Below are 12,492 nucleotides of genomic sequence, written 5' to 3' on the forward strand. Positions count from 1 at the left end.
GCCACAAACCCCGGCGTAGGCAACGCAGCAACCCCCCGCACCCCCCGGAACCGAGCCGCGAGCTTCGCATACTGATAAGCCCCACCCATCCCAGCCGGAGTAGGCACCGCCAGCAACCTCACCCCAGCAGGCCCATCGGCCAACTCCACCGGCCGCGGCTCCTCCGAAAGCTCAGCCACACTATGGAAAACAGGCCGCAACCGAGCCGCCGCCCCCAGCAGCGCGAGACCGTTCTCCACCTGCCCGCCCCGGACAGCCGCAAAGAACATCTCCGTAACCGGATCCCCGCCAACCTCAACCGCAGGCCCCGTCAACACGCTGAGCAAATGCTTCGCCAACCCAGCCGGCGTCCGATGATCGAACGCAATCGACGCAGGCAACGAAACCCCGGCCACCCCGACGATCCGATTCCGCAACTCAACCGCAGTCAGCGAATCGAACCCGATCTCCAAGAAGTGCGCGTCCTCGTCCAGCTCCGCAGGATCGGCATACCCAAGCAGCCCGGCAACCTGCTCCAAAACAAACGCCCGCAACCCCTTCTCAGTAAGCTCCAGCTCCGAGACATCGTCAGCCACAGCCCGCCGCTTCTTCACCACAGCCTGCTCCACCGAGGCAGCCTCCGGAGCCACCAGCTCCCGCAGCGTCACTGACTCAGCCGCAGCAACCGGCCGCCCAGACCGATCAGCGAACAACACCGCCACCCGATCATCCCCAACCGGAGTCAACCGGACCCGAAGCTTCGCCGCCCCGGTAGCGAACAACCGGAAGTCCCGCCACTCCACCGGATCCCCGCCCACAACGGACAGCGCGGCATCAAGCACCACCGGAGACAACCCAAACCGCTCGTCCGGAGCGACTTCAATCTCCCCGACCACCACCCCGTCGACAGTCCAAGCAGCATCAAGCCGCCCAGCAGCCACCGATTCCGCCCCAGCAGGCGGCCACTGGCCAATCCCCGCCGGCTCACCACCGCCATCCGCCGCCAGCACACCCTCGGCATGCCGCGTCCACGCACCGTCATGTCGTGAGTGGACAGTCACCGGACGCTGCCCAGCATCATCCGACTCGCCCACCACGACCTGCACCTGCTCAGAAGCCAAAGGCGACTCAACAGTCAACCGCACCACGCGTCCGCACCCGACCTCGTCGCCGGCCCGAACCGCCAGCTCCGCAAACCCCGCCACCGGGAACGCTTCATCAGCAGGCAACGTGCCGCTCAACACCACAGTGGACGATCCAGCGACAGTCAACGCAGGCCCGAACAACGTCCCAAGCCCAGTCCCAGTCGCCCGCCGCGCCTCCATGTCCACCGACGGCCAGTACCGCGTCCGATGGAACGCATACGGCGGCAACGGAACGCTATCCGCGGACCGTCCGGCGAACATCCGCCGAACCTCCAGACCCGCGCCCAGAACGTGCAACTGCCCAGCCGCCAGCAGCGTAGAAGCAACCTCGCCCCGATTACGCCGAAGCACCGGAACGAACTCCGCGTCCGCAACGACCGCCTCCGCGGCCGCGGTGAGCACCCCATTCGTACTCAACTCGACAAAGCGAGTGGCCCCGGAAGCCTTCACCGCGTCCGCGAACCGAACCGTGTTACGGCAGTTAGCCACCCAATGCGCCGGATCGGACAACTCGTCCGTCACCTCGGCACCAGTGACCGTCGAGATGACCGGCACTGTCGGCGTCGCAAAGGTCAACTCCTGCGCGATCTCTTCCAGCTCTTCGAGAATCTCGTCCAGCAACGGCGAATGCACCGCACAGTCGATCGCCAGCCGATTAGTACGTCGGCCAAGCTTCTCGAAGTGATCGACGATCGCCTGGACATCACTGTCCACACCAGACACCACGACCGATCGCCGCCCGTTAACCGCAGCCAGGGCAACGTCGTCGCCCAGCAATGGCCACACCTCGTCCGCACTGGCCTCGACCGCGACCACCGCACCAGCCCGAGTCTCCGCCATCAGCTGGCCCCGGTGCGCAACCAGCTTCACCGCATCGTCCAAAGAGAACACCCCGGCCAGATGCGCGGCCGCGATCTCGCCGACCGAATGCCCCACGAGCACGTCCGGCCGCTGCCCCCACGATTCCAGCAGCCGATACAACGCCACCGAGAAGGAGAACACCGCGGCCTGGCTGAACTGAGTCCGGTCCAGCAACTGCGCGTCCACCGAGCCAGCCTCGGCGAACATCACCGGGTGCAAAGACCGTCCGAGATGCTGATCGAACTTCGAAGCAACCCGCTCCAGCTCGTGCGCGAACACCGGGAACGCAGCGGACAATTCCGCCCCCATCCCAGCCCGCTGACTGCCCTGGCCCGGCACGAGATACGCGGTCCGCCCGCCAGAGCGAGCACGTCCCGTCACCACCGAGTCCGAAGTGGACAAAGCTTCCAGCGCGGCGCGAAGTTCAGCCGCGTCCGAACCGACCACCGCGGCCCGATGCGAGAACAACGGCTGACGGTTCGCCTGCGAGTACACGACATCCAACGTCGGGTACGCCTCCAGGTGCGTCAGCAACGCCCGAGCCTGATCCGGAAGCGCCGCCGCAGTCCGGGCGGAGAACACGAGCGGCGGCAATACCCCGCCGGAATCAACCGTCTCAGCCGCGTCCGCCACCACGTCCGGAGCCTGCTCCAGAATCACGTGCGCATTGGTCCCGCTGTACCCGAACGCCGACACCGCAGCGCGTCGCGGCCGATCCACTTCCGGCCAGTCGCGAGACTCGTCCAGCAACCGTACAGTTCCGGCCGCCCAGTCGACGTCGTGCGTAGGCTCAGTGACGTGCAACGTCGATGGCAACACTCCGTGCCGCATCGCCTGCACCATCTTGATTACGCCGGCGACACCCGCGGCTGCCTGAGTGTGCCCGATGTTCGACTTTACCGAACCAAGCCACAGTGGACGGTCCGCGGAGCGCTCCCGCCCATAGGTGGCAAGCAACGCAGCGGTCTCAATCCGGTCGCCCAGCGGAGTACTCGCGCCGTGCCCTTCGACAGCGTCCACATCGGACGAAGACAGACCAGCCGCCGACAAGGCCCGCCGGATCAACTTTTCCTGCGCCGGAGCACTCGGCGCGTTAAGGCCGTTGGAAGCACCATCCGCATTGACCGCGCTGGACTTCACCACAGCGAGCACGTCATGCCCGTTGCGCTGCGCGTCGGACAACCGCTCGATCACGAGCACGCCGACGCCCTCGCCCCAGCCAAACCCGTCAGCCGCCGCCGAGTAAGGCTTGCACCGGCCGTCGCGAGCAACAGCTCCGTCAACGAACTGCGCAAACGGTGCAGGCGAGACGAGTGCCGAGACACCCGCAACCAACGCGAGCGAGCAGTCACCGCCGCGCAAAGCCTGGGTCGCCTGGTGCAAGGCCACCAGCGACGACGAGCACGCCGTGTCCACCGATACCGCAGGTCCTTCGAGGCCGAACGCGTACGCAACCCGTCCGGAGACCACGCTGCTCAACGCACCAGACCCGCGATAAGCCCCGCCGCCCTGTTCGAGCGCGTCGCCCGGGTCGTAATCGGACTGCATCACGCCGACGAACACCCCGGTCATGCTTCCCTTGAGCGCCAACGGGTCCACGCCCGCGTTCTCCAGCGCGACCCACGACGACTCCAGCAGCATCCGCTGCTGCGGGTCCATCATCACGGCTTCGTTGGGGCTGATGCCGAAGAACGCCGCGTCGAAGTCGGTGGCGTCCGGCACGAACCCGCCCCGCGGAGTGCCGCCTTCCGGCGCGACCTGCTCGAGCCAGTGGTCCATGTCCCAGGCCCGGTCGGTCGGGAAGTCGCTGGTCCCGTCCTGCCCGGCGGCGACCAGCTGCCACAGCTCGTCTGGCGTGGTCACGCCGCCGGGGAAGCGGCAGGCCATGCCCACGATCGCGATCGGCTCGTCGCTGCCCACGACGGTGGTCTCCGGCCCGGCCGTGTCCGCGTCCAGGTCGCCGAGCAACTCGTCGTGCAGATGCGCGGCCAAGTCGCCGGCGGTCGGGTGGTCGAAGACGAGGGTCGCGGTGAGGCTGAGGCCGGTGGCCTCGTTGAGCGTGTTGCGCAGCTCGACCGCGGTCAGCGAGTCGAAGCCGAGGTCCTTGAACGCCCGGTCGGCGTCGATGACGTCCGTCGAGGCGTGCCCCAGCACCGCCGCCGCGTGCTCGATGACCAGGTCACGCAGGTGATCGAGGCGTTTGTCGGCGGGAAGGCGGACCAGCTTGCCGAGCAACGAGTCCGTCCCGGCCTCACGGTCAGCGACAGTACGCCGAGCCGCCGGGACCAGGCCGCGCAGCAGGTCCGGCACGGCACCAGCTTCGCGCCACGCGGGCAGGTCGAGCTTCACCGGCACGAAGACTGTTCCGGACGAGCTGACCGCGGTGTCGAACAGCGCCAGCCCCTCGGCCGCGCTGAACGCGCCGAGCCCGCGTTTGCCGTTCGTTTCGCCAGCCATCCCGGCCGCCGATTCCCACATGCCCCACGCGAGTGAGTGCGCTGGTTTGCCTTCGGCGCGGCGGTGCGCGGCGAGAGCGTCGAGGAACGCGTTTGCCGCGGCGTAGTTCGCCTGGCCAGGAGCGCCGAGCACGCCGGCGGCCGACGAGAAGGTGACGAACGCCGAGACGTCGCCAGCCAGTTCATGCAGGTGCCAGGCAGCGAGCGCCTTCGGGTTGAAGACGCCGTCGATCCGCTCCGGAGTCATCGACGGAAGCACGCCGTCGTCCAAGACCCCGGCAGCGTGCACCACCGCGGCGACCGGGTGCTTCTTCAGCAGCCGGGCCACGGCCTTGCGATCGGTGAGGTCACACGCGGCGACGGTGGTCTCCGCGCCGAGTTCGGTCAGCTCAGCGACAAGTTCCGCAGTTCCGGGTGCCTGGTCGCCACGACGGCTGACCAGCAGCAACCGCTTTGCGCCCTGTTTCGCGAGGTGCGTGGCGACGATCCGGCCGAGCGCCCCGGTACCGCCGGTGAGCAGCACGGTTCCAGCCGACCAGTCGACCGGCTCCCCCAGCTCCGGCGTCGCCCGGACGAGCCTCGGCACGCGCACCTCAGCACCGGAAACCCGCACCGCCGATTCGTCCGCCGCCGCGATGGCCGCGAGCTGCTCGGCGGTCGCGTCGCCTTCGACGAGCACGATCCGGCCGGGGTTCTCCACCTGTGCGGACCGGATGAGACCCGCCACCGCAGCTCCAGCGAGGTCGTTACCGGTGACCACCAGAAGCTTCTCTTTGCTGTCCGATTGCAGTTTGGACAGTGCACTGTGGACGGCCTTCTTTGCCTTCGCGGCGTCATTCCCGGCTTTAGCCGAGTAGACCTCGTAGGCCGCTTGCGCGTCGGGCAGCGTTGTCGGAACCCAGTCCACTTCGTACAATTCGTCCGAACCAGCCGGAGCTGCCGCCGCGAGCTGTTCCTCGCTGATCTGCCGCAACTTCAGCGTCCCGACCCGCGCGACCGGCGCCCCGGCACTGTCGGCAAGACGCAGTTCGACCGCCTGCTCGCCGGTCGGTCGCACGTGGACACGCAGCGAGGACGCACCGGTAGCGAAAAGCTCCACTTCGGACCAGGCGTACGGCAGCGTCGTCCCTTCTCCGGCCGCCGCGCTGAGCCCCACGGCGTGGAGGGTCGCGTCGAACACCGCCGGGTGGAGGCCGAATGCCTCGGCTCCGATCCGTTCCTGCTCAGGCAGCGCGATCTCGGCGAACACGTCCTCGCCGCGCTGCCACGCCGCCTGCAGGCCCTGGAACACCGGCCCGTAAGCCATTCCGTGCTCGGCCAGCAGGTCGTACATTCCCTCCACGTCGACCGTCTCCGCGCCGGACGGCGGCCATTCGCTGAGGTCGAAGTTCGTTCCAGAAGCGGCGGGCGCGAGCGTGCCGTCCGCGTGCCGGGTCCAACCGACCGCGGTGGCGAGATCGTCCGGTCGCGAGTGGACACTGATCGGCCGGGACCCGTCCGCGGCCGGAGTTCCGATGCGGACCTGGATCCGCGCGGCACCCTTCGCGGGCAGCACGAGCGGCGCGTGCAGGGTCAACTCCCGGACGCGACCGCAGCCGACCTCGTCCCCAGCGCGCACGGCGAGCTCCACAAACGCGGTGCCGGGCAACAGGATCGAGCCGCCCACGGCATGGTCAGCCAGCCACGGATGCGTCGCCGTGGACACGCGACCGGACAGCACCACGCCGTCCGAGTCGGCGAGCAACGTCGCCGCGCCGAGCAGCGGGTGGTCGACCGGGTCGAGGCCCATCGACGAGACATCCCCGGATTCGGACGAAACCTCCAGCCAGTAACGCTGGTGCTGGAACCCGTACGTCGGCAAGGCTGCGCGACTCGCACCCCGCGAGGCGAAGTGCGCGGCCCAATTCGGGACCACGCCGCGGACGTGCAGGGTCGCCAGCGCGGTCAGCAACGCCACGTCCTCAGGGACGTCACGACGCTGGCCTGGCACCGCAACGGCGTCACCGGCGGACTGCGGAACCACCGCGGTCAGCGGCGCGTCTGGGCCCAACTCGAGGAATCGGTTGACCCCGTCGGCAGCGAGCGCGCGAACAGCATCAGCGAACCGAACTGGCTCGCGGACGTTGCGCACCCAGTACTCGGCGTCGGTCAGCTCGGCGTAGACCTCTTCACCCGTGACACTGGAGATCATTGAAATTGTCGGCTGCGCGTAAGCGATGCTCTGCGCGACCGCACGGAATTCGGCAAGCATCGGCTCCATCAGGCGCGAGTGGAACGCGTGCGAGACCTTGATCCGCGTCGTCCGGCGTCCGACGTCGCTGAACTTCGCGGCTACCGCTACCACGGCGTCTTCCGCACCGGACAGCACCACAGAGCGCGGCCCATTCACCGCAGCGACATCGACTGTCCCTTGTGGATCGTGCTCCGCGACCTCGTCCGGAGTTCCTTCGACGGCCACCATCGCGCCGCCCTTCGGCAGCGCCTGCATCAACCGCCCACGAGCGGCGACCAGCTTTGCCGCGTCAGCCAACGAGAACACGCCCGCGCAGTGCGCAGCGGCAAGCTCGCCGATGGAGTGGCCACACAACGCAGCCGGGGTCAGCCCCCACGACTCAACCAACCGGAACAGCGCAACCTCGAACGCGAACAGCGCGGCCTGGGTGTTCGCGGTCTGCGCCAACACGTCTGCGTCGCCGTCGATGATCTCGCGGATCGGCCGGTCGAGATGCCGGTCCAGTTCCGCGCACGCCGCCGCGTAAGCCTCGGCGAAGACCGGGAAGACCTCCAGCTGACGCCCCATCCCGACTCGCTGAGATCCCTGTCCGGAGAACAGGAACGCCAACGACGCCTCGCCGCGGGCCAGACCGCTCACCGCGCCCAGCTCACCATTCGCTAGCGCGTTCAATGCGGGCAGAACGTCCTCAGTGGACTTTCCGATCACCGCGGCCCGATGGTCCAGATGCGTCCGCGACGCGCCCAAGGTGGCGGCAACGTCGAGCAGTTCCAGTTCCGGCTGTGCCGCAAGGTGTTCGGCCAGCCGTGCCGCCTGCGCCCGCAACGCCTGCGGAGTCCGGCCGGAAACGACCACCGGAACCGCCGCCTTGTCGCGCGGGTTCTCCGCAGCTTCCGGGGCGGGTGCTTCCTCGATGATGATGTGCGCATTGGTCCCGCTCAGCCCGAAGCACGACACCGCACCGCGTCGCGGCTGTTCCCCGCGCTCCCACGGCCGCGCCTCGGTCAGCAGCTCGACCTTGCCCGCCGCCCAGTCCACGTGCCGGGTCGGTTTGTCGACATGCAGCGTCTTCGGCAACAGGTCGTTGTTCAACGCCAGCACAATCTTCAACACACCAGCGACACCGGACGCGGCCTGTGTGTGTCCGACATTCGACTTGATCGACCCGAGCCACAGCGGCTCTTCGCGCTCCTGGCCATACGTCGCGAGCAGTGCCTGCGCCTCGATCGGGTCGCCCAGCTTGGTCGCGGTGCCGTGTGCCTCGACGACGTCGATCTCGTCCGGCCGCAGCCGCGCGTTCGCCAGCGCCTGCCGGATCACGCGCTGCTGCGCGGGCCCGTTCGGCGCGGTCATGCCGTTGGACGCGCCGTCCTGGTTGATCGCGGTGCCGCGGACGAGCGCCAGCACCGGATGCCCGTTGCGCCGCGCGTCGGACAACCGCTCCACGAGCAGCATGCCGCAACCCTCAGACCAGCCAGTACCGTCCGCCGAGTCGGCGAAAGTACGGCAACGGGCGCTGCGTGCGAGGGTGCCGTCGAGGGAGAACTCGACAAACGTACGCGGCGTCGACATCACCGAGACACCGCCGGCGAGCGCGAGCGTGCACTCGCCGTTGCGCAGGGCCTGCACCGCCAAGTGCAACGCGACGAGCGAGGACGAGCACGCGGTGTCGATGGTCACCGCGGGTCCTTCGAGCCCGAAAGTGTAAGCGAGGCGGCCGGAAATGACGCCGGAAGAGCCGTAGCTGCCCTGATAGTTGTGATACATCGTGCCCGCGAAAACGCCCGTCGGGCTGCCCTTCACCGAATGCGGCGCGATCCCGGCGCGCTCGAACGCCTCCCAGGACGTTTCGAGCAGCAGCCGCTGTTGCGGATCCATCAGCAGCGCCTCGCGCGGGCTGATGCCGAACAGGTCGGCGTCGAAATCGAGCGCGTCGTGCAGGAACCCGCCTTCGCGCACATAGCTTGAACCCGGCCGTTCGCCGGTCGGGTCGTAAAGCCGTTCCAGATCCCAGCCGCGGTTCGACGGGAATTCGCCGATCGCGTCGACACCGCCGGACAATAATTCCCACAACGTTTCCGGGGTGCCCGCGCCGCCGGGAAGCCGGCAGGCCATCCCGACGATCGCGATCGGCTCCCGTGCGGCTTCGGTGAGCTTGCGGTTCTTCTCCCGCAACCGCTCGGTTTCCTTCACCGAAGCCCGGAGCGCACCGACCAGCTTCTCTTCGGAGTTGCCCACGTGCCCACGTTCCTTCCGCGTCGCCTGCTCGCCCGACGCCGTGACGATACGAGTGCGTCCGCGCGCGGACCCACCCCTAACAGCCCCTGCCGCACCGGTCCGCCCGGCCGGCCAAGGTCCGCTTTAGACAGTCTTTAGGGGTTGTCGCAAGCACTGCCGGATGTCAGATTTTGCTGGCGTTCCAAGCCATTTCGCACGGCTCGTTTTCGCTGGGGGTTTCACCGCCCGGACAAGGACTGGGGAATCGTATGCACACGTTGACACGCAGGCTGCTGGTGGTGGGAGCCCACGGCGACGACGAAACGCTCGGCGCGGGCGGGACTATCGCCCGGCTCGCCGACGAGGGCGTCACCGTTTCGCTTTGCATTCTCACCAACGACGACGGTTCGCGTTCGGCCGCCGGCACCGAGGTCACCAATCGCACCGACGCGATCGAACTGGCCGCGAAAACGCTCGGCATCGAGCGCGTGCGAGTCCACGAATTCGGCGACAACCGGCTCGACACGGTCAGCCACCTCGAACTGAACCAGGTCGTCGAGCGCGAGGTCCGCGAATTCGAGCCGGACACCATTTTCGCCACGAGCATGTGCGACCTGAGCACCGACCACGCGCTGGTCAGCCGCGCCGCGCGGGTCGCCGGACGGCCGGGCAAGGGCCCGGTGCGCGAGGTTCGCACCTTCGAGATCCGCTCCGCCACCGACGTCGGAGAGGCCTCCGGGCTGCCGGTCACGTTCCGGCCGAACTGCTGGCAGATTCTCGACGAGAGCCACCTCGAACGCAAAATCGAAGCGCTGCGCGCCTACGGCAAGGAACTCGAGCCGTGGCCGAGTCCGCGCAGCGAACGCGGCGTCCGCGCCTTGGCCGAATACCGCGGCTCGCAGGTCAGCGCCGGCCTCGCCGAGGCCGTCGAAATCGTCCGTTCGGTCCGATGACCGCGTTTTTCTCCGCTTTTTCTACTCGCTTTTCCCAGCCCATCCAGAAACGGGTGACCAGGAATGACCAGTACTGTCGCTGAATTCGAGACCATCGCCGAACGGAACGAACTGACGTCGGTCGCGGTGATCGGGATGGGCTACGTCGGCCTGCCGACCGCCCTCGGACTGCACGCCGGCGGCGTCGGCGTGATCGGCATCGATCTTTCGCAGAACCGGCTCGACGCGATCCGCTCCGGCGAGGTCGACCTCATCGAAGCCGACCACCGCCGGCTCGAGAAAGCCGTGCACCAGGAGGACTTCCAGCTCACCGCGGACTCGGCGCGGATGGCCGAGGCGGACGCGGTGCTGGTGTGCGTGCCGACCGGGCTCGACGAGTACCTGATGCCGGACCTCGGCCCGCTGGAGGCGGCGTGCGCGGCGCTGGTCGCGAACGCCCGGCGCGGCCAGACGTTCATCCTCACCTCGACCAGCTACGTCGGCACCTCGAACCGGCTGTTGGTGAAACCGCTGGTGGCCAAGGGATTCACCATCGGCCGTGACCTGTTCGTGGCGTCCAGCCCGGAGCGGATCGACCCCGGCAACGTCACGCACACCCAGTCCGAGACGCCGCGCGTTTTGGGCGGCGTGACCCCGGTATGCACCGCGATGGCGCAGCGCGTGATCAACGTGCTGACCCCGAGCGTGCACTGCGTCAGCTCGCCGGAAGCGGCCGAGATGACCAAGCTGTACGAGAACACGTTCCGCGCGGTGAACATCGCGCTGGCCAACGAGTTCGCCGAGATCAGCGACGGCTTCGCGATCGACCCGATCGAGGTCATCGACGCGGCGGCCAGCAAACCGTACGGCTTCATGGCCTTCCACCCCGGTCCCGGTGTCGGCGGCCACTGCATCCCCTGCGACCCGCACTACCTGCTGTGGCAACTGCGCGCGACGCAGAGCAACGCGCCACTGGTGACCCAGGCGATGCACGCCATCGCGGAGCGGCCGAAGCAGGTTGTCGACCGCGTACTGAACACACTGTCCCGCGAAGGCAAGGGCATGGCGGGTACGCGCGTGCTGGTGGTCGGCGTGACGTACAAGCCCGGTGTGCAGGACGTGCGTTCGTCGTCCGCGCTCGACATCCTCGACCTTCTCGCCGCGAAGGGCGCGAAGGTCGGCTACTACGACCCGCTGGTCCCGAACGTGCGCGTCACCGGCGGTTCGCTCGACACCGTCCCGGAGCCGGAAGGCCAGGACTGGGACGTCGCGCTCATCCACACCGTCCAGCCGGGCCATGACTACGAATGGCTCGCCGACTGCCCGACCGTCATCGACGCCACTTACCGCTTCGACCGCGCGCTCTTCGCTAACTGATTCTTTTCGGGGGTTCCGGGTGGCGGAGCCCCCGGCCTGGGGCGCAGCCCCACATGACACTGATTCTTTTCGGGGCTCCGCATGGCGGAGCCTCCAATGACACTGAGAGGAAAACACAGTGCGTTACCTGATCACCGGAGGCGCCGGGTTCATCGGCTCCCACCTCACCGAGCACCTGCTGGCCCGCGGCGACGAGGTCGTCGCACTGGACAACCTCAGCACCGGCACGCTGGACAACCTCACCGGATTCGCCGGGCACCCCGGCTTCCGCTTCGTGCGCGGCTCGATCACCGACCCGAACGCCGTCGAATCGTGCATGGTGGGCATCGACGCGGTGTTCCACCTCGCGGCCGCGGTGGGCGTCTTCACCATCCTCGACAAGACGATGGACAGCCTGCGCACCAACCTGCACGGCACGGAGAACATGCTCGACGCGGCGCTGCGGCACGACGTGCCGATCCTTGTCGCGTCCACGAGCGAGATCTACGGCAAGAACACCGCCGACGGCCTGCGAGAGGACGACGACCGGATCATCGGGTCGCCGCTGAAGAACCGCTGGTCCTACGCCGAGGCGAAGGCGCTGGACGAGACGTTCGCCCACCTGTACGCGGTGGAGCACGGCCTGCGCACGGTGATCGTGCGACCGTTCAACACCGTCGGCCCTCGCCAGACCGGACGCTACGGCATGGTCATCCCGCGCTTCGTCACGCAGGCGCTGGCCGGCGAGCCGATCACGGTGTTCGGCGACGGACAGCAGACCCGCTGCTTCTGCCACGTGCACGACGTCGTGCCCGCGCTGGCGGACCTGCTCGCCGACGAATCCGCGTACGGCAAGGTGTTCAACCTCGGCAGCAACGAGCAGACCACCATCTCGCAACTGGCCGAGCGCGTGATCGGCGCGACCGGTTCGAGCAGCACCATCACGAAGGTGCCGTACGAGGAGGCGTACGGCGACGGGTACGAGGACATGCAGCGTCGCATTCCCGACTGCACCCGCGCGTACAACCAGATCGGCTTCGTGCCGACGCGCAGCCTCGACGACATCATCGAAGCGGTGGTCGCCGACCGCCGTTCCTGACCTGGTGCCGGTTCCGGTGAAGGGCCTCTTGCGGATGTCGCGCGAGAGGCCCTTCACGCGTTTCGGAGCTTGACGTAGACGGTCGTCAGGTGGCTGGCGGCGGTGTTCGCGGACACTCCCAGTACCTCCGCGATCACCGCCACCGGCGTGCCCTGTGCGGCGAGTTCGGCGACTCGCAGCTCTACGTCGGTCAACACGCTCACGTCGTTGTTCC

General features: G+C 68.0%; 4 protein-coding genes and 1 pseudogene. 3 read left to right on the forward strand and 2 right to left on the reverse strand.

What is annotated here, in order from left to right; translation table 11 throughout:
- Positions 1-8,912: pseudogene (locus D0D37_RS21580) on the reverse strand (SDR family NAD(P)-dependent oxidoreductase); the annotation flags it as partial.
- A gap of 248 nt (positions 8,913-9,160) precedes the next feature.
- Here D0D37_RS21580 and D0D37_RS21585 point away from each other — a divergent pair.
- The 3 genes from D0D37_RS21585 to D0D37_RS21595 all read left to right on the forward strand — a co-directional run bounded on the left by D0D37_RS21585 (position 9,161) and on the right by D0D37_RS21595 (position 12,278).
- On the forward strand, positions 9,161-9,844 hold the full coding sequence (locus D0D37_RS21585) for a PIG-L deacetylase family protein (protein WP_208720078.1): 684 nt from the start codon (positions 9,161-9,163) through the stop codon (positions 9,842-9,844).
- Between the two features lie 63 nt (positions 9,845-9,907).
- Positions 9,908-11,200: a nucleotide sugar dehydrogenase gene (locus tag D0D37_RS21590; protein WP_116202375.1), complete on the forward strand. Its 1,293-nt coding sequence runs from the start codon at positions 9,908-9,910 to the stop codon at positions 11,198-11,200.
- A gap of 118 nt (positions 11,201-11,318) precedes the next feature.
- Positions 11,319-12,278 (forward strand): NAD-dependent epimerase/dehydratase family protein, encoded by a 960-nt coding sequence (locus D0D37_RS21595; protein ID WP_116202376.1) that lies wholly within the window; start codon positions 11,319-11,321, stop codon positions 12,276-12,278.
- A 53-nt stretch (positions 12,279-12,331) separates the two neighbouring features.
- On the opposite strand, the gene D0D37_RS21600 is transcribed toward D0D37_RS21595, so the two are convergent.
- The gene (locus D0D37_RS21600; RefSeq protein WP_162834378.1) at positions 12,332-12,481 is read right to left on the reverse strand and encodes a LuxR C-terminal-related transcriptional regulator; all 150 of its coding nucleotides are present in this window, start codon (positions 12,479-12,481) and stop codon (positions 12,332-12,334) included.
- Between the last annotated feature and the right edge of the window lie 11 nt (positions 12,482-12,492).

This window comes from Amycolatopsis circi (assembly GCF_003385235.1).
Classification (GTDB): domain Bacteria; phylum Actinomycetota; class Actinomycetes; order Mycobacteriales; family Pseudonocardiaceae; genus Amycolatopsis; species Amycolatopsis circi.